Source organism: Kordiimonas lipolytica (genome assembly GCF_042651265.1).
GTDB lineage: Bacteria > Pseudomonadota > Alphaproteobacteria > Sphingomonadales > Kordiimonadaceae > Kordiimonas > Kordiimonas lipolytica.
Genome location: NZ_JBHSCR010000007.1, coordinates 1 through 25275, shown reverse-complemented (window position 1 = coordinate 25275; position 25275 = coordinate 1). Strand labels below are relative to the sequence as shown.

At 54.5% G+C, this 25275-nt stretch carries 23 protein-coding genes and 2 tRNA genes; 19 read left to right on the top strand and 6 right to left on the bottom strand.

The window, feature by feature from the left end; all coding sequences use genetic code 11:
• Positions 1 to 178 precede the first annotated feature (178 nt).
• Both ACFO5Q_RS10130 and ACFO5Q_RS10125 read right to left on the bottom strand, forming a co-directional pair.
• Positions 179 to 1540 (bottom strand): ammonium transporter family protein, encoded by a 1362-nt coding sequence (locus tag ACFO5Q_RS10130; RefSeq protein ID WP_068146023.1) that lies wholly within the window; start codon positions 1538 to 1540, stop codon positions 179 to 181.
• 13 nt (positions 1541 to 1553) lie between these two features.
• The gene (locus tag ACFO5Q_RS10125; RefSeq protein ID WP_068146026.1) at positions 1554 to 1892 is read right to left on the bottom strand and encodes a P-II family nitrogen regulator; all 339 of its coding nucleotides are present in this window, start codon (positions 1890 to 1892) and stop codon (positions 1554 to 1556) included.
• Positions 1893 to 2139: 247 nt separating this feature from the next.
• Between ACFO5Q_RS10125 and ACFO5Q_RS10120 the strand changes: the two genes are divergently transcribed.
• Positions 2140 to 2718 carry a glutathione S-transferase family protein gene (locus tag ACFO5Q_RS10120; protein ID WP_068146031.1) on the top strand — a complete coding sequence of 193 codons (579 nt, stop codon included), beginning with the start codon at positions 2140 to 2142 and terminating at the stop codon, positions 2716 to 2718.
• A 4-nt stretch (positions 2719 to 2722) separates the two neighbouring features.
• On the opposite strand, the gene ACFO5Q_RS10115 is transcribed toward ACFO5Q_RS10120, so the two are convergent.
• Both ACFO5Q_RS10115 and ACFO5Q_RS10110 read right to left on the bottom strand, forming a co-directional pair.
• Positions 2723 to 3175, bottom strand: coding sequence for a hypothetical protein (locus ACFO5Q_RS10115; RefSeq protein WP_068146034.1), 453 nt, complete (start codon positions 3173 to 3175; stop codon positions 2723 to 2725).
• Positions 3176 to 3302: 127 nt separating this feature from the next.
• Positions 3303 to 3392, bottom strand: a tRNA-Ser gene (locus ACFO5Q_RS10110).
• Between the two features lie 275 nt (positions 3393 to 3667).
• Here ACFO5Q_RS10110 and gyrA point away from each other — a divergent pair.
• Positions 3668 to 6430, top strand: coding sequence for a DNA gyrase subunit A (gyrA, locus tag ACFO5Q_RS10105; protein ID WP_068146037.1), 2763 nt, complete (start codon positions 3668 to 3670; stop codon positions 6428 to 6430).
• Positions 6431 to 6489: 59 nt separating this feature from the next.
• On the opposite strand, the gene ACFO5Q_RS10100 is transcribed toward gyrA, so the two are convergent.
• Positions 6490 to 7125, bottom strand: a complete 636-nt coding sequence (locus tag ACFO5Q_RS10100; RefSeq protein WP_068146040.1) for a LysE family translocator — start codon at positions 7123 to 7125, stop codon at positions 6490 to 6492.
• A gap of 126 nt (positions 7126 to 7251) precedes the next feature.
• Here ACFO5Q_RS10100 and coaD point away from each other — a divergent pair, with 126 nt between their 5' ends.
• From coaD to tgt, 4 genes are all read left to right on the top strand, one after another.
• Positions 7252 to 7767: a pantetheine-phosphate adenylyltransferase gene (coaD, locus tag ACFO5Q_RS10095; RefSeq protein ID WP_068146044.1), complete on the top strand. Its 516-nt coding sequence runs from the start codon at positions 7252 to 7254 to the stop codon at positions 7765 to 7767.
• Between the two features lie 75 nt (positions 7768 to 7842).
• Entirely contained in the window at positions 7843 to 8331 is a 489-nt protein-coding gene (locus tag ACFO5Q_RS10090) for a peptidylprolyl isomerase (protein WP_231727165.1), read from the top strand.
• Positions 8332 to 8428: 97 nt separating this feature from the next.
• Positions 8429 to 9463 (top strand): tRNA preQ1(34) S-adenosylmethionine ribosyltransferase-isomerase QueA, encoded by a 1035-nt coding sequence (gene queA / locus ACFO5Q_RS10085; protein ID WP_068146050.1) that lies wholly within the window; start codon positions 8429 to 8431, stop codon positions 9461 to 9463.
• Positions 9464 to 9466: 3 nt separating this feature from the next.
• Positions 9467 to 10609 (top strand): tRNA guanosine(34) transglycosylase Tgt, encoded by a 1143-nt coding sequence (gene tgt / locus ACFO5Q_RS10080; RefSeq protein WP_068146053.1) that lies wholly within the window; start codon positions 9467 to 9469, stop codon positions 10607 to 10609.
• On the opposite strand, the gene ACFO5Q_RS10075 is transcribed toward tgt, so the two are convergent.
• Positions 10610 to 11806, bottom strand: coding sequence for an alpha/beta hydrolase (locus tag ACFO5Q_RS10075; RefSeq protein WP_068146056.1), 1197 nt, complete (start codon positions 11804 to 11806; stop codon positions 10610 to 10612).
• Between the two features lie 450 nt (positions 11807 to 12256).
• Between ACFO5Q_RS10075 and ACFO5Q_RS10070 the strand changes: the two genes are divergently transcribed.
• From ACFO5Q_RS10070 to ACFO5Q_RS10010, 13 genes are all read left to right on the top strand, one after another.
• Positions 12257 to 12332, top strand: a tRNA-Lys gene (locus ACFO5Q_RS10070).
• Positions 12333 to 12512: 180 nt separating this feature from the next.
• Positions 12513 to 13589 carry a lytic murein transglycosylase gene (locus tag ACFO5Q_RS10065; protein WP_082719788.1) on the top strand — a complete coding sequence of 359 codons (1077 nt, stop codon included), beginning with the start codon at positions 12513 to 12515 and terminating at the stop codon, positions 13587 to 13589.
• A 6-nt stretch (positions 13590 to 13595) separates the two neighbouring features.
• Positions 13596 to 14372: a septal ring lytic transglycosylase RlpA family protein gene (locus ACFO5Q_RS10060; RefSeq protein WP_156431912.1), complete on the top strand. Its 777-nt coding sequence runs from the start codon at positions 13596 to 13598 to the stop codon at positions 14370 to 14372.
• 16 nt (positions 14373 to 14388) lie between these two features.
• Positions 14389 to 15564, top strand: a complete 1176-nt coding sequence (locus ACFO5Q_RS10055; RefSeq protein WP_068146064.1) for a D-alanyl-D-alanine carboxypeptidase family protein — start codon at positions 14389 to 14391, stop codon at positions 15562 to 15564.
• Positions 15564 to 16217, top strand: a complete 654-nt coding sequence (gene tmk, locus ACFO5Q_RS10050) for a dTMP kinase (RefSeq protein WP_068146068.1) — start codon at positions 15564 to 15566, stop codon at positions 16215 to 16217. The genes ACFO5Q_RS10055 and tmk overlap by 1 nt, the downstream gene beginning before the upstream one ends.
• Positions 16214 to 17320, top strand: a complete 1107-nt coding sequence (locus ACFO5Q_RS10045; RefSeq protein WP_068146071.1) for a DNA polymerase III subunit delta' — start codon at positions 16214 to 16216, stop codon at positions 17318 to 17320. Before tmk ends, ACFO5Q_RS10045 begins: the two co-directional genes overlap by 4 nt.
• Positions 17321 to 17353: 33 nt before the next feature.
• On the top strand, positions 17354 to 18907 hold the full coding sequence (gene metG / locus ACFO5Q_RS10040) for a methionine--tRNA ligase (protein ID WP_068146074.1): 1554 nt from the start codon (positions 17354 to 17356) through the stop codon (positions 18905 to 18907).
• Entirely contained in the window at positions 18907 to 19722 is an 816-nt protein-coding gene (locus ACFO5Q_RS10035) for a TatD family hydrolase (protein ID WP_068146077.1), read from the top strand. Before metG ends, ACFO5Q_RS10035 begins: the two co-directional genes overlap by 1 nt.
• Positions 19719 to 20474, top strand: a complete 756-nt coding sequence (locus ACFO5Q_RS10030; RefSeq protein ID WP_068146080.1) for an MBL fold metallo-hydrolase — start codon at positions 19719 to 19721, stop codon at positions 20472 to 20474. Before ACFO5Q_RS10035 ends, ACFO5Q_RS10030 begins: the two co-directional genes overlap by 4 nt.
• A gap of 60 nt (positions 20475 to 20534) precedes the next feature.
• Positions 20535 to 21278, top strand: a complete 744-nt coding sequence (locus ACFO5Q_RS10025) for a retropepsin-like aspartic protease family protein (RefSeq protein WP_082719789.1) — start codon at positions 20535 to 20537, stop codon at positions 21276 to 21278.
• Between the two features lie 136 nt (positions 21279 to 21414).
• Positions 21415 to 23277: an ABCB family ABC transporter ATP-binding protein/permease gene (locus ACFO5Q_RS10020; protein WP_068146087.1), complete on the top strand. Its 1863-nt coding sequence runs from the start codon at positions 21415 to 21417 to the stop codon at positions 23275 to 23277.
• A 624-nt stretch (positions 23278 to 23901) separates the two neighbouring features.
• The gene (locus tag ACFO5Q_RS10015) at positions 23902 to 24792 is read left to right on the top strand and encodes a 3'-5' exonuclease (RefSeq protein ID WP_068146091.1); all 891 of its coding nucleotides are present in this window, start codon (positions 23902 to 23904) and stop codon (positions 24790 to 24792) included.
• A 33-nt stretch (positions 24793 to 24825) separates the two neighbouring features.
• Positions 24826 to 25260, top strand: coding sequence for an ATP-dependent nuclease (locus tag ACFO5Q_RS10010; protein WP_068146094.1), 435 nt, complete (start codon positions 24826 to 24828; stop codon positions 25258 to 25260).
• Positions 25261 to 25275: the final 15 nt, after the last annotated feature.

Sequence of the window (25275 nt, the reverse complement as noted above, 5' to 3'; positions counted from 1 at the left end):
ACATCCCTCCATCATCCCGCACATTTATAGACGAGGAAGTCTAGTAAAGAATCCCACGCCTAGCAATAGTAATGACAATATTGTCAATAAAGTCGGTATAAAAAAGGCAGCCGCGAAATCCCGCGACTGCCAAGGTTACCAGGGAGAGAAGGGCTCCGAGGTTAAAGAGTTTAAGGCCTTAGAAGCTAAGCTTCTGCGAGCCTTTGCCGAACTCTGGGTAGGCCTCGAGGCCCAGTTCAGCGAGGTCTGTGCCCAGTTCCTCGTCAGATTCGTCAAGACGAATGCCGATGGTGAGCTTGAGTGCGTACCAGACGATGCCGCTTGCGATCACAACGAAAGCACCGATTGCAAGAACACCCATCAACTGAGCCAGGAACGTAGTGTCTGAGTTGGTCAGGGCGACCGCAAGCGTCCCCCAAATGCCGCAAACGAGGTGAACGGACACCGCACCGACAACATCATCGATCTTGAGCTTGTCGAAGAATGGCACGGCAAACACCACCAATACGCCACCGAAGGCACCAATCAGCGATGCAGACCATGGCTCTGGCGTCAGTGGCTCTGCCGTGATGGAAACCAGACCAGCAAGCGCACCGTTCAGCACCATGGAAAGGTCAACCTTCTTGTAGACCAGCTTGGTGGTCAGCATTGCGGCAATAGCACCGCCGGCAGCTGCCATGTTGGTATTAACAAAGATGTTGGATACCGCGATGCTGTCGCCAGCTGTGCCGAGAGCGAGCTGAGACGCACCGTTAAAGCCGAACCAGCCGAGCCAAAGAATGAAGGTGCCCAGAGTAGCGAGCGGCAGGCTGGAGCCAGGCATCGGGCGAACCTTACCTTCAGCCGAATAGCGACCAAGACGTGGGCCGAGGATGATGGCGCCAACAAGAGCCGCCCAACCGCCAGCAGAGTGAACGAGGGTTGAACCCGCGAAATCAGAGAACTCCGCACCGAATGCACTTGCAAACCCTTCGGAGTTCAGCCAGCCGCCGCCCCATTCCCAGGAACCCTGGATCGGATAGATGATACCCGCCAGAACAGCCGTGAAGATCAGGAACGGAAAGAGCTTGATGCGCTCAGCAACCGTACCAGAGACGATCGAAGCTGTGGTGGCAACGAACACCATCTGGAAGAAGAAGTCTGAACCGGCAGCATAACCTGATGGGTCATGTTGTGCACCTTCTGCCAATGCGGCTGCGTCGTCAGGCGACCAGAGCGAGAAGAAGGTGCCGAAATAGCCACCGTCGACGCCTGAATACATCAGGTTATAACCCATCAGCATCCACATCAGGCTCGCCAGCGCATATAGCGTAACATTCTTGAGGCAGATTTCCGCAACATTCTTGGAGCGAACTAGGCCCGCTTCAAGCATAGCGAAGCCGGCTGCCATCCACATAACCAGGAAGCCGCCGATCAGGAACAGAAGTGTATTAAAGATAAAGGCGGTCTCGCCAGTGACTTCGGCCCTTGCGGGAACGGTCATCAGCGTCGCACCGAGGCCAACTAGGGCCAGCTTTTTGAGTGTCGATTTTTCAAACATTGATAATACTCCCTTAAAGCGCAGCCGAGTCTGTTTCGCCGGTCCGGATACGGATCACCTGATTGAGGTCGAGCACGAAAATCTTGCCGTCGCCGATTTGGCCAGTGTGACCGCTTTGCTGGATGGCCTCGATGGCTTGCGCCGCTACAGCGTCGTCGGTGGCGACCTCGAGTTTTACTTTGGGCAGAAAATGAACTTCATATTCGGCACCACGATAAATTTCTTTCTGGCCGCGCTGGCGCCCATAGCCCTGGACTTCGGTAACGGTCATACCGTTGATGCCGATTTCAGCCAGGGCATCCCGAACTGGATCAAGCCGGTGCGGCTTAATGATCGCGATGATGTATTTCATGACAACTCCCTATGGTTGGTCTCGTTCGGGAGCTCTATCAGCAGGTTCCGTGCCAGTTCTTGAAATATAAGTATAGCAACGGTTTCAGCTTCTTTATGAAAATTGCTGGCGACAATTTATGCACAAAAAATATCGATTGCACAAAATTTGTGCATATAGCTGAGCTTAATAAAGGCAAGGGGAAATATCGCGTTAGCCGTTGCCTTTCGGCTGGTAATCTATAGCCACCTAACGACAGGAGGAATCAATGAAAGTTTACGGTGATAGCCGATCCGGCAACTGCCTGAAGGTAAAGTACGTCTGTGACTATCTGAAAATGCCATATGAATGGGAGGAGGTTGATGTCCTGTCAGGTTTCACCCGCACGCCAGACTTTCTGGCTATTAATCCAGCCGGCCAGATTCCGACGGTCGTGTTTGATGATGGTCGGATACTGTCACAATCGAACGCTATCATAAGATATCTAGCGCGTGATAGCGGCCTGATTCCCTCCGACGACTGGCAGCAGGCCAAGATGGATGAATGGCTTTTCTGGGAACAATACAGCCATGAGCCAGCGATTGCTGTGGTCCGCTTCCTGGTGGCCCTTAAAGGTGTTCCGCGATCCGAGATCGATCAGACTCTGGTCAGCAAGGGCGATGCCGCGCTTGACCGGATGGAACTCCAGCTTAGTCAGCAAGATTATCTGCTCGGTGACACCTTGTCGCTCGCGGATGTCGCACTCGTAGCCTATACCCAGTTCGCGGAAGAGGGCGGATTTAGCCTTGAAACCCGGCCCGCCGTTCAGGCATGGCTCCAACGGGTCAAAAGCAGGTTAACCAGCTGATCAATCAATTGGAGGGCTGCTGCAGTGCCCTAGCTCGGCGCTGGGCCTCGATGATATTATTGGGGCCCGACTGCATACAGCGGCTGGTGAGAATGCCGAAGACTTCCTGCCCGCTGGTAGCCTGGCCCGTCATAACCAACTGGAAGCCGTGTAGCCCCGCCGCTTCACCCATCAGTTCAAGCGACCCATCACCCATATTGTTGATAGAGGCCTTGACCTCAGGGTTGCCTTTTCGTTCCACGGCCTTGGCCATGCCTTCCAGCAACTCCTTGTTCTTGCCGGAAACCATTTCAACAACTTCTGAAAACTTAAGTGGCATCAGAAAGTCTATCGCTGCAGCACCCACATTCCCATAATAGCTGCAGATTTCCTCTTGGCTGGCCGCATCGGCTGCTGGGCCAGAAAGGCTGGCTGCCACGCCCATAATCAGGCTTGTTGTCATCGTTGTCTTCTTCATGACCTTACCTTCATCGGTTGCTGTATGACGCCATTATGTCAGGCGCGCCTGAACATCGGCTGAATAAATGCGTCAGAATAATGAGGATCAGAACAAAAAAAGGCCACCCATGGGGTGACCTTTTTATTGGCGGGCAGGGTGGGATTCGAACCCACGAAGGGCTTGCACCCTTGCCGGTTTTCAAGACCGGTGCATTCAACCGCTCTGCCACCTGCCCAGATGGTGATAAGTCGAAAACAGGGACGCTTTTTAGCGACTGTTTTCCTGTCCGTCCAGCCCAATTATTACGAAAATTGTTTCTGGGATAAAAAGCCTGTGGAAAAGGCGGCTTCGCGCCTTGCACATGGGGCTCTTACTTGTTAGACAAGTCTGTCCGGCCACACCATATATCGGGGGTACCTGTCGGTGGGCTGACTATATATTTGAGTTTATATTTGTTTCGGGGACCGCGGCTGCTTTTATTAGCGCTGCATAATCAAGGGGCTGAAGCTGGTGAGCGACAACACACCCATTACGCCGGAAGAGCGGGATATCCAGCCAATCACCATCGAAGATGAGATGAAGGCATCATACCTCGATTACGCTATGAGCGTAATTGTATCGAGGGCACTGCCGGACGTGCGGGACGGCCTGAAGCCGGTACACCGCCGGATTCTCTTCTCCATGCACGAACAAGGCTATGAATGGAACAAGCCATTCCGCAAGTCGGCACGTATCGTTGGTGACGTGATGGGTAAATACCACCCGCACGGCGATAGCGCGATTTATGACGCCTTGGTGCGGATGGCGCAGGACTTCTCCATGCGCGCGCCTCTTGTGGACGGCCAGGGTAACTTTGGCTCCATGGACGGCGATAGCGCGGCGGCCATGCGGTACACCGAAGCCCGGATGGACAAGGTTTCCTCGATGATCCTTGCGGATATCGACAAGGATACCGTGAACTTCCAGCCTAACTATGACGAAAGCGAGCACGAACCGATTGTTCTGCCCGCCCGCTTCCCGAACCTGCTGGTAAATGGTGGCACCGGTATTGCGGTAGGTATGGCGACAAACATTCCGCCGCACAGCCTGCGGGAAGTGATCGACGGTGTTTTTGCCGTGATCGACAATCCGGACATCGACGCAATGGGCTTGATGGAACACATCAAGGGCCCCGATTTCCCTACGGGCGGCATTATCATGGGCGTTGGCGGCATTCGCCAGGCTTATGAAACCGGCAAGGGCTCTATCACAATCCGCAGCCGCACCCATGTTGAGGAGATCCGCAAGGACCGCTGGGCCATCGTGATCACCGAGATCCCGTTCCAGGTGAACAAATCCTCGATGATCGAAAAGATCGCCGAATGCGTTCAGCAGAAACGCATTGAGGGCATTTCGGATATCCGGGACGAATCCGACCGCGACGGTGTACGAGTGGTGGTTGAGCTGAAGCGCGACGGCGTGGCAGATGTAATCCTGAACCAGCTGTACCGTTTCACCCCGGTTCAAACCAGCTTCGGCATCAATATGCTGGCGCTGGATGGGGGCAGGCCAGAGCAACTTTCGCTCAAGCGTGTGCTGCAGGCCTTTATCGACTTCCGCGAGGAAGTAATCACCCGCCGCACCAAATTCGAACTGGGCAAGGCACGCGACCGCGCGCACATCATGCTCGGCCTTGTGACAGCGGTTGCCAACATTGATGAAGTAGTGGCGACAATCCGAACAGCACCGTCGCCTGCTGCTGCACGCGAGGCCCTAGCAGCCCGCAAATGGGACGCAACAGAAATCCTGCCGTATCTTGAGCTGATCAACGAGATGAGCCACCTGAACGATGATGGCACCTACCAGCTGTCTGAAGCTCAGATCAAGGCGATTCTTGACCTCCGCCTGCACCGCCTGACCGCCCTCGGTCGCGACGAAATCGGCGGAGAGCTGGAAGAACTGGCACTGAAGATCCGCGAATATCTCGAAATCCTTCAGTCCCGCGTGAAGCTTTACGAAGTGCTGCGCGGTGAGCTTGAAGCGGTTCGTGCGGAATTTGGCGACGACCGACGCACTGAGATCGATATGAACGCCATCACAGGCTTCGATGATGAAGACCTGATCGCACGCGAAGATATGGTCGTAACAGTTACACAGAGCGGTTACATCAAACGCGTACCGCTGGCCACATACCGGGCTCAGCGCCGCGGCGGGAAAGGGCGCTCCGGCATGCAGACGAAGGATGAGGATTTCCTTTCCACCGTCTTCGTTGCCGATACCCACACGCCGGTGCTGTTCTTCTCGAACCTCGGCCAGGTATACAAAATGAAGGTGTGGAAGCTGCCGCTTGGTAACCCGCAGTCGAAAGGTAAGCCGGTGATCAACCTGCTCCCACTGAAGCAGGGCGAAACCATCGCGACAATTCTTCCGCTTCCAGAGGATGAAGATACCTGGGGCGAGCTGCAGGTCATGTTCGCGACAGCCTTTGGCAATGTTCGGCGCAACAAACTTTCCGACTTCTCCAATGTTATGTCGAACGGTAAGATTGCTATCCGGTTCTCAGATGACGATGACAAGCTGATCGGTGTGGATGTCTGCACTGAAGACGACCACGTGCTTCTGGCGGCCAAAAAAGGCCGCGCGATCCGCTTCAAGGCAACAGACGTTCGCCTGTTCGCGGGCCGGACATCCACCGGTGTTCGCGGCATGAAGTTCGGTAAGGGTGACGAAGTCGTATCGATGAAGGTGATCAACGGCACAGATGCCACGACTGAAGAACGCGATGCGTATCTTAAGGCAGCGCCGTGGAAGACCGAGCCCGGCGAGCAAACGCTTTCAGACGAAAGGATGGCGGAACTGCAGGCCACAGAGCAGTTTATTCTTACCGTGACTAACCAGGGCTTTGGTAAACGCACCTCAAGCCATGAATACCGTCTGACCGGTCGTGGTGGTCAGGGCATTTGGAATGTGCCTTCTGATGAGCGCCTGCGGAAACAGATCGGTGACGTTGTGATGGCATCGCCGATTACCGACGACGAGCAGATTATGATGGTTACCGACCATGGCAAGCTGATCCGTACGCCGGTTCATGATGTTCGAATTGCCTCGCGGAACACCAAGGGGGTGACACTCTTCAAGGTGGCTGATGGTGAAACGATTGTGTCGGTAGCCAAACTTCAGGAATCTGAAGAGGATGAAGACGTTGAAGAAGGCGCTGATGGCACGGCTGAAGTCGAGGGTACTGAGGCTGAGTCAGGTGCCACAGAAGCGCCTGAAGAACCTGAGGCTGAATAAGACATTATTCATCTAGATCAATTTATTAACGCCCGGTCTTCACATGGAGGATCGGGCGTTTAACTATTGATCAGGAGAAGCGCACAAGCTCCTACCGCCAGGATCGTGCCTGAAATCTTGCTTATCAGGGAAACTGAACCCTTGCGCTTCAGTACCTCTCGCGCCCCAGTGGCTGCCAAAACCCAGATACAGTCCAGAAACGGGGCAAGGATAGCAAACGCGACAGACAGAGTGATCAATTGCGGCATCACCGGCAAGTCAGGCGATATAAACTGTGGGAAAAAAGCCGCAAAAAACAAAATGGCTTTTGGATTGGTCGCCGCAACCGCAATCGCCGCCGTGAAGGCCTTTCCGGGCGTGCGTTCGACCACAATTTTCTTCGGGTCAGCGCCTACATCGCTTTTGCGGAACGATTTGAATGCCAAATAGGCCAGATATGCTGCGCCGCCATAGCGCACCGCACTGAGAACATCGTCCGACAGGAACTCGATAATCGCTGAAAACCCAAGCAGATAGACCGACAGCATAATGATGCCAACCACTTCGGCGCCTGCCACAACCGCAAGGCCATGTTTCGGGCTTTCATTCAAGGTTTCGGCGATTATCAGGCTTACAATCGGCCCAGGTGTCAGCACCAGCAGCGTCACAGCGCCAAGAAATAGCCAGAAAAGAAGCGGGTCAACGGGCAGAGCCATGGCAAAATCTTCCTCGACAGCGTACGATTGTGCTCTAAATGGCACTTGGCCCTTGTTTTTTGGGGCAGTTTCGGGAATGTTGCTGGCAAGCAACCATATTGCAAGACTTTTTCTTGGGGAGTAGCTGTGACAAAACAGCGTATAGGCGTATATCCTGGCACGTTCGATCCAATCACTAACGGGCACCTCGACATTATCAAGCGCGGCCTGCGCCTTGTCGACAAAATGGTTATTGGTGTGGCCACCAATCCTAGTAAAGATCCGTTATTTACACTGGAAGAACGAGTGGCAATGGTTGATGCCGGTGCGAGGCCAATGGCAGAAGCTGCAGCCGTGGAGTTTGAAGTGGTGCAGTTCGATGAGCTGCTGATGCACTTTGCAGAGCGGGTGAATGCCTCCATCATCATTCGTGGCCTGCGCGCCGTAGCGGATTTTGAGTATGAATTCCAGATGACTGGCATGAACTATCAGATAAATCCTGATATCGAGACCGTCTTCCTGATGGCCGACCCCCGGTACCAGACCATTGCGTCACGTCTCGTGAAAGAAGTGGCGCGCTATGGCGGCAATATCAAGAGCTTTGTACCTGCAGACGTTGCAGCGGCCGTGGTTAAACGTGTCGCTGAGTCAAAGCGGGCCTAATGGTCAAGGTTTCAGCGAACAGAAGTATCTAAAATGAAACGAATTCTGATTTTACTAGCAATGATGGTGGGCTTCATGAACGACTCTAATGCAATGGAACTGGATAAGGAAAATACCCTTTATCTTGATTTGGAAACTGGCCGCGTGGTGATCGCCATGCGCCCGGACAAGGCCCCAAAACACGTGGAGCGCATCAAGCAATTGGTGCGCGACGGCTTCTATGACGGCCTTGTGTTCCACCGTGTCATTGAAGGCTTCATGGCTCAGGGCGGCGACCCGTTGGGGACCGGCGTTGGCGGTTCCGGCCAGAACATCCCCGCAGAGTTTAATGACCTGCCGCACCTGCGCGGGACAGTATCCATGGCGCGGGCCGCATCCCCAGATAGTGCAGATAGCCAGTTCTTCATCTGTTTCAATCGCTCGGCATTCCTTGATGGCGAATACACCGCCTGGGGCCGGGTTGTCGCAGGCATGGAACATGTGGATATGCTCAATCGCGGCGAGCCACCGGCCAATCCAAGCAAGATCGTTCGAATGCAGGTTGCAGCGGACGTTGAAGAATAGGGCGCGTTAGATCCGCACTCTTTAGAAGGCACCTCTTTGGGGTGCCTTTTTTGTTGCCGCTTGTCCTTTCCGCCAAGTTCCGATAAAAGCCCGCTCCATGGATGTAGACGTTTTCGATTTTGACCTGCCGAAAGACCGGATCGCACTTAGGCCCGTAGAGCCGCGCGATGCGGCCCGTATGCTTATTGTCGACAATGGCAAACTCATAGACGAGGGTGTCAAAAACCTAGTGGACCGGCTGACAGACAAAGATGTATTGGTTACGAACGATACCCGCGTAATTCCCGGGCGCCTGACTGGCAAGCGCGGCGAAGCCAAGATTGAAGTGACCCTGCATAAACGCGAAGACGCCACCACCTGGCGGGTGTTTGCCAAGAACGCCAAAAAATGTCGGCTCGGCGATATGCTGGATTTCGCAGGCCTCCAAGCGGAAGTGATCCATGTTGGCGAAGACGGCGAACGAACCCTCAAGTTCGATGTAGACCCTGCGGCAATGACCGCAGCCCTTGAAACTCATGGTGTCATGCCTCTGCCTCCCTATATTGCTTCGCAGCGAGGGGTGGATGAACGTGACAAGTCAGACTACCAGACTGTCTTTGCCCGCGAGGACGGCGCAGTAGCGGCGCCGACAGCTGGCCTCCATTTCACCCCAGAATTGCTCACGGCCCTAGATGCCAAAGGCGTGCAACGCCAAACGGTAACCCTCCATGTAGGGGCCGGAACCTTCCTGCCAGTTAAGGCCGACCGCACGGAAGATCATAAGATGCACAGCGAGTGGGGTGAAATCACGCCCGAAGTCGCTACAGCTCTGAATGAGGCCCGTGCCAAAGGTGGTCGCATAGTCGCCGTGGGCACCACGTCGCTTCGGCTTCTTGAAAGTGCCGCCGCGGAAGATGGAATCATTCATCCATTTTCGGCAGACACCGACATCTTCATCACGCCTGGCTACCACTTCAAGGGCGTGGATCTGCTGATGACCAACTTCCACCTGCCGAAATCAACGCTCTTTATGCTGGTTTCGGCCTTCGCTGGGCTGGAGACAATGAAAGCGGCCTACGCGCACGCTATCGCGGCAGAATATAGGTTCTATTCATATGGGGACAGCAGCTTGTTGTACCCGGAAATCAGGTGATCTATGGCTGAACGCTTCAAATATGACATCCACGCAACCGATGGCGCAGCACGGGCCGGCACCATACAGATGATGCGAGGCGAAATTCGCACGCCTGCCTTTATGCCGGTCGGTACGGCCGGTACCGTAAAGGCGATGATGCCAGAAAGTGTGAGGTCCACCGGCGCCGATATCCTGCTGGGCAACACCTACCATTTGATGCTGCGCCCAACAGCTGAGCGCGTGCACAAACTGGGTGGGCTCCATAAATTCATGAACTGGGACCGTCCGATCCTGACGGATAGCGGCGGCTTTCAGGTTATGTCACTGACTCAGCTCCGGAAAATGAGTGAAGAAGGCGTGACCTTCCAGTCGCATTTGGATGGTAGCAAGATCTTGCTGACGCCGGAGCGATCCATGGAAATCCAGCGCCTGCTAGGATCTGACATTGTGATGTGCTTCGATGAATGCACGCCGTATCCGGCCACAGAAGACCAGGCCAGGCAGTCCATGGAGCTGTCCATGCGCTGGGCGCGGCGGTCCCGTGACGGCTTCGACAGCGGTTCGGACCATGCGGCGCGCTCGGCGTTGTTTGGTATTGTGCAAGGCAGCGTCTATGAAGACCTTCGCTTCCGTTCGATCGATGCACTTCAGGAGATAGGCTTCGACGGCTATGCCGTAGGCGGTCTTGCTGTCGGCGAAGGCCAGGACATGATGTTCAAGGTCCTGGATTTCACTATGCCTCGCATGCCGAAAGAAACACCGCGCTACCTGATGGGCGTTGGCAAGCCTGACGATATCGTCGGCGCCGTTGAGCGTGGTATTGATATGTTCGACTGTGTCATGCCCACCCGCTCCGGGCGCACGGGGCAGGGCTTCACCTGGCGCGGCGCCATCAATATGAAAAACGCCCGCCACAAGGACGATATGCGCCCCATTCAGGAAGGATGTGCTTGCCCGGCTTGCACCCAGTATAGTCGTGCTTACGTACACCACCTGATCCGTGCAGGTGAAATTCTGGGAGCCATGCTGCTGACATGGCATAACCTCCAATTCTATCAGGATCTCATGGCAGGCCTGAGGCAAGCTATCACAGACGGTCGCCTGACCGACCATGCCAACAATTTTCGGGCCACCTATGCACTGGGCGATATTGACCCGCTCTGATCAGCGGACAACCACCGGAGAATAGAACCTGAGCGCGAGATCATCGCTGCTGCATGCAGAGCGTTTGGGCGGGCTTGATGGCGATTCCCAGAAGAATAAGACATCTTCCATCACACACTCCTTTTGCGCGTGCGTGACATGCCCCAACGCGCGGTAGCGCCTTATGAAATACGAGCTCGAGCCACGGAATGCCGTTTCCACCACTGACGGCGGCGTGACCGGGTCAAGCTCGCCGCTCAGGACCAGCGACGGAACTCTTGGGAGGTCCGGCATCTGGAACGCCTCTGGCGGCGTTACCGCAATGGCGTTACATGCGTATTGCTGGCGCCATGCAAGGTAACTCAGAAAAGGTGCCATCTCGGGGTACTCAAGCCTGTCGTCTTCAAGCGCGCGATACCAGATTGCCATCGGTAGTTCGCTGCACCGTATCAGATGGTGCATACCCGTATTCAATCCATCACCCGGAAAGAGCAACTGGTCCAGCAGCAAACCAAAGCGTTCCCGCATATTTTCTGGTGATGATCCGATGTAGGGTAGTATGGCAGCACGGGCAGGGGTTCTGAGCGCATGGAAGCTACTTATTAAAAGTTGCTCCCGCGTTGGCTTCGCATAGGCAGCAATTTGGCCTGTTATGATGTTCTTCAGTGCAACTGGCGCGGCAGTCGCTGCATTCTGCTGGGCAATTCCGCGAAGCAAATCCCGCTCAAGCCGGCCTCGCTTGGCTGGGCAGTAGAAATGGCTGCGGCAGTAACTGCTTAGTTCTTTCAAGGCATTGAAGAAATTACGTCCCGCATGCCAGAAGCCATCCACCCATGGGGTTTCGGGTGAATCAAGTGTTTGGGACAAGGTCCCTGTCCGGTCTAGTGTTGCCAGCGCAAGCGACACTCTGGCGCCATATGATTCGGCAAACAGGTGCCAGCCCTGTATGCCCAGTTTTTCGCGCAAACCATATAACTGGCCAGCAGTGATGAGGGTGCCGGGCGGGTCAAAGGAGCCATTATCCAAGGCCTCACGCACCCTTGAAAGACAAGCATCCAGCTTGGCCGCCTGCTGCTTTCTGCCATAGACAATGGCTTCTTCAGCTTTTGCAGCGATCCCCCAAACAGCGTCAGACGCGCCGTCGCTTTTGCAATCCAGGTGCAGCAAGCCGTCCGCCACGGCTGGGACCAGAATCACACGCTGTGTTTTCTCAGCCAAGGCTGCAAATCTCTTCGTCTGGGGCACTGCTAAACTGCCTGGACCGCCCAATAGGTAGAGCACAGGCGGTCGCGCAGTTTTTTCAGCCTCCTCTGACATGAAAACGTAAACATCGAAGAAACTACCCGCAGGCCTGCACAGCTCGCCAGACCGGGCTTTGAGCAAAAACGTCTCATCACACGGTTGTAGCTGACCAAGATCAGTCCCGGGGGATGCTGCGACGCCATGAAGCGCAACTGAAAAAAAATATAAGAGTGAAGCTGCGGCCATTATAAATTTATTCATGAAAATCAGCTTATCCTGCCTTTGAGATCGGCGCAATTCCGGGGTGCGGAGAAGGGGTGTCAGAAAAATTTCATTTTAGGTGACACTTTTGCTTGACGGTCAGGAATGATGCCCCTATGTTCCGCCGCGTTCCCGGGGGAAACGCTCCGACGAACATTTGTGTGAGGGCCCGTAGCTCAGCTGGTAGAGCAACTGACTTTTAATCAGTAGGCCACAGGTTCGAACCCTGTCGGGCTCACCAATTCGGAAAGGCTAGCGTGAAACATCGCTAGCCTTTTTTCGTTTTGCCCGCCACAAGCCCTTTTCCAGTGAAATATTTGAAATTGCCTCGAAAAAGCCGCCTTTCTCGACTTGTCTTTCAGGGGTAGGACAGCCTAAAGTCTACCCACGCATTATAGTTGAAAAGGGAGCGGTATAAACGATGCATAAGCGGCGTGTTTTGAAGTCTGTCCTGGGAATTTTCCTGTCACTAACCGTCTCACATGCCAGTTTTGCATCTGACGATGCCGCGTCTGCCGCTGCAGCCGTTCCACAGCCCGCACAGGATGCCGCTTTTAAAAGCTGGCTTGAAGGAGTCCGGACAGAGGCGCTGGAGCGAGGGATCAAGGCTGATACGCTTGATCAGGTTTTGCCAACAATCGTGCCCGTAGAGCGCGTCATCAAGCGGGATCGCAACCAACCCGAAGTCAAACAGACATATGCGCTTTACCTGAAAAGCCGTGTTAGCGAGTGGCGCAAGGAAAAGGGCGCCCTGATGATGAAAGAGCACGGCGAAGCGCTGCGCTCCGCAGGACAGCGCTTTGGTGTTCAGCCTCGCTTCATTGCAGCAATCTGGGGCATTGAGACCAACTATGGCACAGTGCCACTAAGTTACTCCGTTTTTGATGCTGTTGCGACGCTCGCATACGACAAGCGCCGGGCCACGCGCTTCCGCCGCGAATTGTTTGCAGCACTTGAAATCCTAGACAAAGGCTACGCAGAGTTTGACCTGATGAAGGGTTCCTGGGCTGGCGCCATGGGCCAACCTCAGTTCATGCCGGAAAGCTATCTCAAGTTTGCTGTCGACCATGACGGTGACGGTTCACCAAATATCTGGACCAGCAAGCCTGATGTCTTTGCCTCCATTGCCCATTACCTGAATTCCTACGGCTGGCAAGACGACCAGACCTGGGGCCGCAAGGTAAAGCTGCCCAAAGGCGGCGAGGTATCGCTTCAAGGCGCACAGACGGACGGCCTGAAGCCAGACAGCTGGTGTGCGGCTTATAAAAGCATGGGTGTCTGGCGTGACCTGCAGGACTGGCAAGCCCTGGGGGTCCGTCGCCTGAATGGCAAGGACCTGCCGCCACGCTCAATTCCGGCAGCGCTTATCGTAGGGGATGAAGGAGACGATGAAGGATATCTGGTTTACCGGAATTTCTGCTCCGTCATGCGCTATAACCCATCCTTCAAATATGCGCTGGCGGTTGGCCTTCTTTCTGACGTGATCGCGAAGGATTGATCCATCATGCGTAATCTCCTTCTTCTTCTCACCATGAGCGCCTTACTGGCGGGTTGTTCGTCATCGATGCGCCCTATTGGTCGCGGCATGCCTCAGAATGATGAATTACCGCGTGGCAGCCAAGGTGTGGAGCGGAAGGTAGGCAAGCCTTACAAGATAGCTGGAGTGTGGTATACGCCGGCAGAGCAGCCAAACTACGATGAAGTAGGGTATGCATCCTGGTATGGACGTGATTTCCACGGCAAGAAAACCGCCAACGGTGAAATCTATAATATGAACGCCCTGACGGCGGCACATAAGACATTGCCGCTGCCAACCTATGTCAAGGTCACCAACCTGGAGAACGGGCGTACCATCATCCTGCGGGTGAATGACCGCGGGCCATTCGTCAAGGGCAGGATCATTGATATCTCACGCCGAGGGGCCCAGCTTCTGGGTTTCGACAAGCAGGGCGTTACAAAGGTGCGCGTACAAGCCGTTGACGAGCATGGCCGTCCGCCGAAACTGCCAAGGACGCAGACAGCAAGCACCGCAGTAACAAGCGACGCGCATTTCATTCAGGTTGGCGCATACAGCCAGCGCGAAAACGCTGAAATCCAGGCACGCCGGCTTCGCGGACGGGGGCACGAGGCAAAGATCGAACAGTCTGCATCCAACGGCCGGATGCTTTGGCGGGTCCGCGTTGGCCCCTTCATTGAAATGCTTCTGGCTGAAGAGAAGCTTGACCGAATTGTAGCGGATGGGTTTTATGAGGCCCGAATTTTTACTGAATCGACGCGATGAGAAACAAGGGAAGGCAATGTTAAAAACAAAACTGGCAATAATCGGATGGACCATTTCGGCACTATTCGCGCTGACGGCACCAGCCACTGCCCAGCAAATGGCGACCCCGGCGAAACATGCCATCCTTCTTGATGCATCGACCGGCAGTATCCTTTTTGAAAAAGATGCTGATGAGCCTTTCCCACCAGCGTCCATGAGCAAGCTCATGACGGTTTATCTGGCATTTGATGCCATCAAACAGGGGACAATGCGGCTTGATGATGAGGTTGTCGTTTCAGACGAAGCCTGGCGCAACTGGAACAACCGTGGTTCCACCATGTTCTTGCGCGCACGCGATGTTGTAACGGTGGCAGACCTTCTTCGCGGTATTATTGTTCTTTCGGGCAACGATGCCTGCGTCGTGTTGGCAGAGCATATGGCTGGGTCCCAGAGCGTCTTCGCTGAGTGGCTTAACGCCAAAGCGACCGAACTTGGGCTGACAGGCAGCCATTTCGTGAATGCCAACGGCTGGCCTGCCGATGGCCATGTCATGACGGCTCGTGACCTGGCGACGCTTTCAATGCATCTGGTCAATGACTTCCCGGATCTTTACCCGATGTTTGCTGAGCGGGAATATCTTTATAAGAATTTCGATCGCAACAAATATAACCGCAACCCGCTTCTCGGGCGGTTTGCTGGCGCGGATGGTCTCAAAACCGGTCACACGGAAGAAGCTGGATACGGCCTTGCTGCCTCCGCCGAACGCGATGGCCGCCGTCTGGTTCTGGTTGTTGCAGGGCTGAATTCGATGAACGAACGGATGCGGGAAAGCTCACGCCTGATGCAGTATGGCTTCCGCAACTTCAGCCATTACCCGCTTTTCAAGGCAGGTGAGACCGTTGATTATGCAGAGGTATGGCTGGGTGAAGACAAAACTGTGCCAATGGTTGTGGGTGAAGATGTCGCCCTGACAATGTCACGCCTGCAGCGCGCCCAGATGAAGGTCAGCGTTGAATATACAAACCCCGCACCAGCACCGATTGCCACAGGCGACCAGCTCGGCGAACTTGTGATCGAAATGCCGGATCGTCCGGTCCTGCGCTTGCCGCTTTTGGCAGGTCAAGCCGTCGAAGAAGTCGGTGGTTTCGGCAAAATCGGCGCGGCATTTGAATATCTGATCTTCGGATCAGCGGGTGCGGAGCCAGGAAACTAATGAACGAATTTTCGCCGAAGTTTATCAGTTTCGAGGGCGGCGAAGGCGCTGGCAAGTCGACGCAAATTCGCCTGCTGGCCAAGTGGCTGACTGGCCGCGGCGTTGAAGTTGTCATGACCCGCGAACCAGGCGGGTCAACGGGCGCAGAGGAAATCCGAGAGCTTTTGGTAAAGGGTGAAACCGACCGCTGGACGCCGATGAGCGAGGCACTCCTTATGACTGCCGCCCGCGCAGAACATGTTGAACGGACAATCAAACCAGCGCTAAAACGCGGCGCTTGGGTTTTGTGCGACCGCTTCTTCGACAGCACCATTGCCTACCAGGGCGGTGCGCGGGGGCTTGGCATCGAAAAGATGCGTGATCTGCAGGATATGGCGCTTCATGGCCTGACGCCGGACCTCACGTTCATTCTTGATTTGCCTGTGGACGTTGGTTTGGCGCGCGCTTGCGGGCGCGAGGCCCTGCGGGAAGACCGGGAGGACCGGTTCGAACGGATGAATTTTGCATTCCACGAGAATATCCGGGACGCATACCTGAAAATCGCAGAAGCTGAGCCTGATCGATGCGTAGTGATTGATGCCAACCGCGATATCACAACACTGCAGAATGACCTGCGGGCGCAAGTGAACCACCGGTTTGTGGGCATGCAATGACCGAAGAGGCCGCTATATCACGTCACCCACGGGAGACAACGGCCGTTTTCGGGCATGAGGCAGCCGAACGGGAGTTCCTGAGCGCCTTTAACGCCGACCGCTTGCATCACGCATGGCTGATCACTGGCCCTAAGGGCATCGGCAAGGCCACGCTTGCTTGGAAGTTCGCCAAGTTCCTGCTGTCGCAGGATGGTGCGGACGCTGGTCCCGGGCTTTTCGGCGATGACCTGCCGCAAGAGGCCACATCCCTTGATGTGGAAGCTGACAATCCCGTTATTCAGCGCATTCTTTCAGGCGGTCATGGCGGCGTTGCTGTTGCTGAGCGCACAGAAAATGAGAAAACGGGAAAGCTTCGCGCAGATATTGTGATTGATGACGTTCGCAAGCTGACAAGCTTTTATTCACAAACAGCAAGCGAAGGCGGATGGCGAGTAGCCATCGTGGACGCCGCAGATGAAATGAACGCCAACGCGGCGAACGCGCTTCTGAAGCTGCTGGAGGAACCGCCAGCAAAATCCATCCTGTTCCTGGTTGCCCACTCGCCGGGCAAACTGCTGCCGACAATCCGCAGCCGTTGCCGAACCCTCAAGCTGAAGGCACTGGGCGAAGAAAGCGTGAAAGCCGTTCTTGTGGCTCGCTATCCTACGCTTGCCAGCGACGATCTGAACGCGTTGGCCCGCCTTTCGGGCGGGGCACCAGGCAAAGCGATTGAGTTGGCAGAACTAGGTGGCGTTGGTCTATACCGGGATATGGCTTCACAACTGGTCCGCCTGCCGCGTCTCAATACGCCGGATGTCCATGCCCTTGCGACACGGCTTGCAGCGCCCAAAGCAGATGCGGAATACCATTTGTTCATCGAGATGCTTCTGGGCTGGGTTGAACGTCTGGTGCGCCAAAGCGCAAGCGGCGTCAGCACAAATGACATTATGCAGGGCGAAGGCGCCGAAATGGCCAGAATTTCTGCAACGGCCGGGCTTGATAACTGGCTTGACCTGTGGGAAAAGATGGGCCGTTTGGTAAGCCGGGCTGACGCTGTCAACCTTGACCGCAAACAGGTGATTGTGAACCTGTTCACGTCGATCGGTGCTTTGGCGCGCGGCTAAACCGTTTTTGCTTTATTCAGATACGAGAATGATATGACCGACAGGCCGTCCTATTACGTTACGACGCCAATCTATTATGTGAACGATGTTCCACATATTGGCCATGCCTATACGACCCTCGCTTGCGACCTGCTGGCGCGGTTCAAGCGCTTGGACGGCTATGATGTCATGTTCCTCACGGGCACAGATGAACACGGCCAGAAGATTGAACGGTCTGCAGAAAAGGCAGGCATTGACCCGCAGACTTTCTGCGACAATGTCTCTGACCGGTTCAAGGAACTGGCCAAGGCGATGAATTTCTCGAATGACCAATTTATCCGTACCACCGAAGACCGCCACAAAAAGGCGGTTCAGCATCTCTGGACCGTACTTGAGGAAAAGGGCTTCATCTATGAAGACAGCTATTCTGGCTGGTACTCGGTTCGCGATGAGGCGTTTTACGCTGAAAAAGAGCTGACCATCGGGGAGGGCGGTGAGAAACTGGCCCCGACCGGTGCGCCGGTTGAGTGGGTCGAGGAGCCCAGCTATTTCTTCAAGCTATCTGCTTTTGAGGACAAGCTCCTGGAGCTTTACGACACCCAAGAAGACTTCGTCATGCCCAAGTCGCGCCTCAATGAGGTGCGCAGCTTCGTCAAAGGCGGGCTTGAAGACCTGTCGATCTCGCGCTCCAGCTTCAAATGGGGCGTGCCTGTGCCAGGCCACGATGGGCATGTAATGTATGTCTGGATCGACGCGCTGGCCAACTATCTGACAGCCGTTGGCTACCCGGACGAGGGCGCTGAGGCTTACAAGACATACTGGCCCGCCAATGTTCATATGGTGGGCAAGGATATCCTGCGGTTTCATGCCGTTTACTGGCCGGCCTTCCTGATGGCGGCAGACCTGCCGCTGCCAAAACGCGTGTTCGCCCACGGCTGGTGGACCAACGAAGGTCAGAAGATTTCCAAGTCGCTTGGTAACGTGATCGATCCGTTCGAGCTGATCGACACCTACGGACTCGACCCTGTGCGCTTCTTCCTGATGCGCGAAGTGCCATTCGGCAACGACGGCGATTTCTCGCGCAAGTCCTTCGTTTTGCGCTGCAACTCAGAACTTGCGAACGGTATTGGCAACCTGAGCCAGCGCACGCTGTCCATGATCCATAAAAATTGCGATGCGGTTATCCCTGAACCTGGAAACTTTACGAATGATGACAGCAAGTTGCTGGATGATATTGCAGCAACACTTGATGTGGTTCGCGGCCATATGGACAAGCAAGCATTCAATTATGCGCTTGAAGCCATCTTTGCGCAGGCTAGCGCAGCTGACAGCTATATCTCCGTGCAAGAGCCCTGGAAGCTCAAGAAAACCGACCCTGAGCGCATGAACACGGTTCTCTATGTACTCGCAGATGCCATTCGCCAGATCGCCATTATGGCCCAATGCATCATGCCTGAAAGCATGGATAAGCTCCTTAGCCAGATGAATGTGTCTGAACGTGGTTTCGACCAGATTGGTAGTGAGCACCGGATCGCGCCGGGTACCGCTATTCCCAAGCCAGAGGGCGTATTCCCACGCTTTGAGCTACCAGAGGAGGACGCTGCCTGATGGCTGAATTCGGGTATATCGTCGATAGCCACTGCCACCTGAACTACAAACAGCTTCGTGAGGACGAGGCCGGTGCAGTTGCGCGCGCTCGCGCCGCGGGCGTTGGCTGCATGCTGGCAATCAACACGAAACTACGTGAATTCAATGAAATTCGCGCCATCGCCGAGACCTATCACGATGTATACGGCACGGTTGGCATCCATCCACACGAGGCCGAAAATGAACCAGATGTCGCGGTTGCGGCACTTGTTGAACGGGCTCAACATCCGAAAATCGTGGGTATTGGCGAAACCGGACTTGATTACTACTACGATAATGCCCCGCGCGACATGCAGCAGGTAAATTTCCGCGCCCATATCGCTGCCGCCCGCGAAACCGGGCTGCCAGTGATTATCCACACGCGGGACGCTGACGAAGACTGTGTAGCAATCCTTCGGGAAGAAATGGCTAAAGGGCCGTTCAAGGGCGTTATCCATTGCTTTACCGCCAGCCAGATGCTCGCGGATGCGGTTCTTGAGATGGGCCTCTATATTTCCATTTCCGGCATCGCCACCTTCAATAGCGCCAAGGACCTGCAGGCTACCGTCAAAACCATCCCGCTGGACCGCTTGCTGGTTGAAACGGACGCGCCGTTCCTGGCGCCCGTGCCGCACCGCGGCAAGCCGTGCGAGCCGGCCTATGTGATGGACACGGCGCGATTTGTTGCCGACCTCAAGGGCATTTCCTTTGAAGAGCTCCAGGAAGCGACAACCGCGAATTTCTTTGCCCTGTTCGACAAAGCCACGCCGCCAGAAGCGGCCAAAGACGCGGCATGAAGCTGACCATTCTTGGCTGCGGCACGTCGGGCGGCGTCCCGAAGATGCCGGAATATTGGGGCGCGTGCGACCCGAAGAACCCGAAGAACCGCCGTCGCCGTGCCAGCGTGCTGGTGGAAGAGGGCGATACAAGCATCCTGATCGACACAACGCCGGACCTTCGGGAACAGGCGCTGTCAGCAGGCATGAAGCATGTCAGCGGGGTGTTCTATACCCACGACCATGCCGATCATACCCACGGTATAGACGACCTGCGCGGCTTTTTTCAGGCGACGCGCGAGAAAGTGCCGGTTTACGGCGACCAGCAAACCATCGACACGCTCAAGCAAAGGTTTGACTATATCTTCAAAAGCCAGAACGGCTATCCGGCGATCTGCACGGCAAAAATCATCTCAGGCCCCACTCGGGTGGGCGGGATCACGATGACGCCGTTCGAACAGGGGCACGGCAGCGGTATAAGCCTTGGCTACCGGTTTGGCGACATGGCCTATTCCACAGACCTGGACCGGATGCCCGAATCCGCCTTTGAGGCGCTTGAGGGCGTGAAAATATGGGTGGTGGACGCACTCAGGTACGATCCGCACCCCACGCACAGCCACCTGGCGCAAACATTGGAATGGATCGACCGGGTGAAGCCGGAGCTCGCTATCCTCACCCACATGACATGGGACATGGACTATGAGACCCTGACGGCGGAGCTGCCGGAGGGCGTTGCTCCCGCCTTTGACGGAATGGTGATCGAACACTCTTAAAGAACACTTGGCGAGCGTGACGGCTTTCCGTATCCTTGAAGCGTAGCGGAGCCAGACAGCATGACCCATAATCCCTGGCAGGTGCCAGACCACAATAACGACAGAAAGCAAGTCCCGGGGCGGCCGAAAGGACATCCGTCGCCTGTTTTGCGCCTTATCGTATTTCTGGCAGGCATGGGGCTGTTGCTGTTTGGTCTGTCGCTCGCGTTCCCGACCACCAGCATGGTCGACCCTTACCTCGTGCGAGGGCTTATCATCATTCTTATTTTTGGCGGTGCTGCGGCCTTCTGGAGCCGTTCAAGCATCCTGCGCCTCGCCAAAATGGCTGGTCTATGGGCGCTGATCATCGCAGGCATCGCCACCTTCTACCTGTACCGGTCCGATCTTGGAAACCGCTTCATGAGCGCTATTGACCCGTCAGGGGTCGTCAGCACGGAAGAGGGGCTTATGGTACACCGCTCCCGCGACGGGCATTTCTGGATGAAGGCCCGGCTCAACGGCGTGGATGTCCGCTTCATGGTGGACACCGGTGCCAGTAATGTGGTCCTAAGCCCGGATGATGCCCGCCGCATCGGTATTAACACCGGCATCCTGGATTATAGCGGCCGCGCCACCACGGCAAACGGCGTTGTTTCTTATGCCCGCGCCACCATCAGCACGCTGGGGCTTGGGGAGGAGACCTTCTATGATGTGCCTGTTACCATCAACGGGGCAGACATGGACGGTTCGCTTCTCGGCATGACCGTGCTGAAGGAGTTTTCAAGCATCGAATTCCGCGGCGACATGATGATTCTCAGGCCCTGATATCCGCAGAACGGGGTAACATTTCTGCAAGCCTGCCATACGGCGGTTGAAACATGAGGCCCATGGCCCATATGCTCTCCTCTCGCTTAACGCCTCACGCCTTTGCCCAAGCTGCAAGATATTGGAACACACCTATATGACCAACCGTCCCGTGCCTGAGAAACAGAAGTCTGAAAATCATTGGTCGACAGTGAAAAGCATCCTGCCGTACCTGTGGGCTGACGGCCGCTGGGACCTCAGATTTCGCGTGATTCTGGCCTTATCCTTCCTTGTGTTTGCAAAACTCATCGGCGTTTACGTGCCGTTCCTGTTCAAGGATGCAGTTGACGCCATCGCAGGCGGCGGCAAGGTAACAGCTGAGACTCTAGCTGTTGCCGTACCGACGGGGCTTATCCTTGGCTATGGGCTTGCGCGGGTGCTGGCGCTTATGTTTGGCGAGCTTCGGGACGCAGTGTTCGTCCGCGTTGGCCAGCATGCGCTGAGACGTGTCGCCCTCAACACCTTCCGACATCTGCATGCCCTCAGCCTCAAGTTCCACCTGGAACGACGCACAGGCGGCCTTAGCCGCGTAATCGAACGCGGCACACGCGGGATTGATTTCCTCCTTAGGTTCATGCTGTTCAATATCCTGCCAACACTCCTTGAAATCCTTCTGATTTCAGCCGTTTTCTGGACCAAGTTCGGCTTCTGGTATGCTGCCATCACATTCGTTGCGCTCGTCAGCTACATCCTGTTTACTATCTATGTCACCGACTGGCGGCTGAAGTTTCGGCGCGAAATGAACGCGCAGGATACAAAAGCCAACACCAAAGCCGTCGACAGCTTGCTGAACTTTGAGACGGTGAAATATTTCACCAACGAGGAACATGAAAGCAGCCGCTATGACCAGGCTCTGGCTGGGTTCGAAGCCGCATCGGTACGCAGCCAGCTGTCGCTGACGCTACTGAACGTCGGGCAGGGCATCATCATCTCCCTTGGGCTGGTGATCGTGCTTTATATGGCCGCGCAGGGCGTTGTGAACGGTCAGTTCACCATTGGTGAATTTGTGCTCGTCAACTCCCTCCTGATCCAGATCTATATGCCGCTCAATTTCCTTGGATTTGTCTATCGCGAGATCAAGCAGTCGCTGGTGGATATGGAAAAGATGTTCGATATCATTCGCATGAGTTCTGACATTAAAGATTCTCCTGATGCATTTGATTTAAAAGCAGAAAACTCTGACGTTGAATTCAAAGATGTGCGCTTCGGCTATACCGATACGCGGGAAATACTCAAAGGGCTCTCGTTCACGGTGCCAAGCGGCACGACAACCGCGATTGTGGGCGCCAGCGGCGCAGGAAAATCAACGATTTCACGGCTTTTGTTCCGTTTTTACGATGTCACAGACGGCCAGATACTTGTGGGCGGCCAGGATATCAGGGGTGTTACGCAAAAGAGCCTCAGGGCCCAGATTGGCGTAGTACCGCAGGACACGGTGCTGTTCAACGACACCATCGGTTATAATATCCGCTACGGCAGGCCTGACGCTACCGAGGACGAGGTTTATGAGGCCGCAAAACTCGCGCAAATCCATGATTTCGTTAGCAATTTGCCTGAAGCCTACGAAACAGAGGTCGGCGAACGCGGGCTGAAGCTGTCAGGCGGCGAAAAGCAGCGCGTGGCCATAGCGCGCACGATCCTTAAAAACCCGTCGATCTTGCTGTTGGATGAAGCGACATCAGCACTGGATAGCCACACAGAGCGCGATATCCAGGCCGCGCTAGAGGAAATCGCCGAAGGCCGCACGTCACTGATTATCGCGCACAGGCTGTCGACCGTGGTTAATGCGGATGAAATACTGGTGATGGATGCCGGACAGATCGTTGAACGCGGCCGACACGACGACTTGCTGGCCAAGGACGGACTTTATGCACAGATGTGGGCGAAACAGCAGGAAGTCAGCGAAGCCTTCGAAAAACTCGAAGCTGCCGGCGAAGACGTCGCGGTTCCGGCGGAATAGCCGCTCGCATCGTGCCAAGCGCGATAGAGACGTGCTGACACGTGCTAAACGGTTTGTTTCGGCATAACCATCTGATCTATCTAATCTAAATATTTCCCATAATATAAATTATGCGCGTCAAGCTGAATATTTCGGCTAAGCGTGATCTGTGAGAATTCGAATACGACGAGAATATTGCAAATCTCCTGATTTTTTTCCGCATTCGATGGACCCGTATCCTAATACTCTGCAACTAAGGTCTCAGTCTCAATCACTAACCCACTGTTATTAATACGCTTTGAGTGTATCTCTTATTTTGAGAACTATTGGGTCTACCAAGGAAAACAATACTCTTAATTTTTCCATTTGGTTTCCCTAGTTTTGTTTGCAGGATATTTTGTCCTTATCTGTAGCCCCAACCGAAAACAAAATGGCCAGCAGCCTGTAAGGCTCTAACATTCAGCTGCAAAAACTAGGGATTTAAAACGATGCTGTTGAAAGATTAGCTGTTCAAAGACGTAAATAATTACGGGTTTCCGGTTGATAGTTTTTCTTCGAAACAAATGTACTTCTACTTGCAGATAGTTGGGCGGTAGAATTAGGATCGTCGAATCGAAGTACGTTTATTTAGGGGCCGAGTTATCAATGGATATTGAAGAGGCTATAGAACTTCTTGAGTCAAGTGAAGACCATCTTGTCATTGAGAGACTTCAGGTGCCAGTCCCGCTAGATGGACCCCTACCCGACCAATTGCTCAAACGTGGCATTTATCTAGATATCGAGACCACCGGCTTATCCCTTGAAAAGGATGAGATAATTGAACTGGCACTTGTTCCCTTTGTGTTTGATGAGAACGCCAATATTATTGGAATACATCCTCCGTTGAATATGCTGCAAGAACCCGCAGTAGGAACCATCTCCGAAGAAATCACCTCATTAACTGGAATAAGATTCGACGATGTCCGAGGCCAAGTAATCGACTGGCAACAGGTACGGGACCTTATCGCTGACGCTGTCATAATTATTGCTCATAACTCGGGCTTTGATCGACCGTTTCTCGAAAAAGTCGAACCAATGTTCGAACTAAAGGCTTGGGGGTGCTCGTACGCGGATATTGATTGGCGTAGTCATGGATTTGAGAGTGCCAAACTGGAGTATTTGGGACTAAAGAGTGGCTTTTTCTACGACGGACATCGGGCCACAATGGACTGTTTTGCTGGGCTTAGGCTGCTCTCAGACAAGCTTGGGGATACAGGCTCGACCGGTTTGAGCTATTTGCTTGAGTTTGCTCGTCAATCGACCTGTCGAATTTGGGCCGAAAATGCACCCTTTGAGTTTAAAGATGAGCTTAGAAAACGCGGATACCGTTGGAATGACGGCAGCGATGCTCGTCCACGGGCATGGTATGTGGATGTGCGGGAGTCTGACGTTGAGGCAGAACTCGAATGGCTTCGCAATGACATTTATCAGGATGCAGATGCTGCGCCTATTCTAACCCGCTTTAATGCATTTTCGCGATATTCAAATCGTGTCTGAGAAAGCAACACTAATAATAGAGGATTGATCGCCATGCACATTGAATCGCTGGCAATAAAGAATTTCCGCTGTTTTGGGAACGCCCCGGTTTATATCCCCTTTAACAACGGTGTGACAGGTTTTGTAGGTGATAACGGTGCGGGTAAATCAGCTGTGCTGGATGCGATTAAGCGCCTCTTTTCACCGGTGGCATCAGAGCGTATTTTTCGCAGGACAGACGTCCACTTTGGTCCTTGGGAAGATAGCCAAAACGTAGAGGAGCGAGAACTAACCATTGATGTAGTTTTTGCCTTCGACGATCCGGACAAATTACCTCATGTGTTTAATGACATGTTTTTTGACGCAGGCACAGGTGCCCTCAAGGTAAGAGTTGTCTGCGAATGCCACTATAAGAAGGCAGTGTTCCCCGTCAGGGCTTATGGGGCCAAAGAAGGCAATTGCATAAGAGAGGATTTTGATTTCATTTGAAGTGACGTAAGGAAC

What these genes read in the sequence shown, in the direction of transcription:
- ACFO5Q_RS10130 (WP_068146023.1), bottom strand. Translation starts at nt 1,540, where the DNA reads ATGTTTGAAAAATCGACACTCAAAAAGCTGGCCCTAGTTGGCCTCGGT.
- ACFO5Q_RS10125 (WP_068146026.1), bottom strand. Translation starts at nt 1,892, where the DNA reads ATGAAATACATCATCGCGATCATTAAGCCGCACCGGCTTGATCCAGTT.
- ACFO5Q_RS10120 (WP_068146031.1), top strand. Translation starts at nt 2,140, where the DNA reads ATGAAAGTTTACGGTGATAGCCGATCCGGCAACTGCCTGAAGGTAAAG.
- ACFO5Q_RS10115 (WP_068146034.1), bottom strand. Translation starts at nt 3,175, where the DNA reads ATGAAGAAGACAACGATGACAACAAGCCTGATTATGGGCGTGGCAGCC.
- ACFO5Q_RS10100 (WP_068146040.1), bottom strand. Translation starts at nt 7,125, where the DNA reads ATGGCTCTGCCCGTTGACCCGCTTCTTTTCTGGCTATTTCTTGGCGCT.
- ACFO5Q_RS10090 (WP_231727165.1), top strand. Translation starts at nt 7,843, where the DNA reads ATGAACGACTCTAATGCAATGGAACTGGATAAGGAAAATACCCTTTAT.
- queA (WP_068146050.1), top strand. Translation starts at nt 8,429, where the DNA reads ATGGATGTAGACGTTTTCGATTTTGACCTGCCGAAAGACCGGATCGCA.
- tgt (WP_068146053.1), top strand. Translation starts at nt 9,467, where the DNA reads ATGGCTGAACGCTTCAAATATGACATCCACGCAACCGATGGCGCAGCA.
- ACFO5Q_RS10065 (WP_082719788.1), top strand. Translation starts at nt 12,513, where the DNA reads ATGCATAAGCGGCGTGTTTTGAAGTCTGTCCTGGGAATTTTCCTGTCA.
- ACFO5Q_RS10060 (WP_156431912.1), top strand. Translation starts at nt 13,596, where the DNA reads ATGCGTAATCTCCTTCTTCTTCTCACCATGAGCGCCTTACTGGCGGGT.
- ACFO5Q_RS10055 (WP_068146064.1), top strand. Translation starts at nt 14,389, where the DNA reads ATGTTAAAAACAAAACTGGCAATAATCGGATGGACCATTTCGGCACTA.
- tmk (WP_068146068.1), top strand. Translation starts at nt 15,564, where the DNA reads ATGAACGAATTTTCGCCGAAGTTTATCAGTTTCGAGGGCGGCGAAGGC.
- ACFO5Q_RS10045 (WP_068146071.1), top strand. Translation starts at nt 16,214, where the DNA reads ATGACCGAAGAGGCCGCTATATCACGTCACCCACGGGAGACAACGGCC.
- metG (WP_068146074.1), top strand. Translation starts at nt 17,354, where the DNA reads ATGACCGACAGGCCGTCCTATTACGTTACGACGCCAATCTATTATGTG.
- ACFO5Q_RS10035 (WP_068146077.1), top strand. Translation starts at nt 18,907, where the DNA reads ATGGCTGAATTCGGGTATATCGTCGATAGCCACTGCCACCTGAACTAC.
- ACFO5Q_RS10030 (WP_068146080.1), top strand. Translation starts at nt 19,719, where the DNA reads ATGAAGCTGACCATTCTTGGCTGCGGCACGTCGGGCGGCGTCCCGAAG.
- ACFO5Q_RS10025 (WP_082719789.1), top strand. Translation starts at nt 20,535, where the DNA reads ATGACCCATAATCCCTGGCAGGTGCCAGACCACAATAACGACAGAAAG.
- ACFO5Q_RS10020 (WP_068146087.1), top strand. Translation starts at nt 21,415, where the DNA reads ATGACCAACCGTCCCGTGCCTGAGAAACAGAAGTCTGAAAATCATTGG.
- ACFO5Q_RS10015 (WP_068146091.1), top strand. Translation starts at nt 23,902, where the DNA reads ATGGATATTGAAGAGGCTATAGAACTTCTTGAGTCAAGTGAAGACCAT.
- ACFO5Q_RS10010 (WP_068146094.1), top strand. Translation starts at nt 24,826, where the DNA reads ATGCACATTGAATCGCTGGCAATAAAGAATTTCCGCTGTTTTGGGAAC.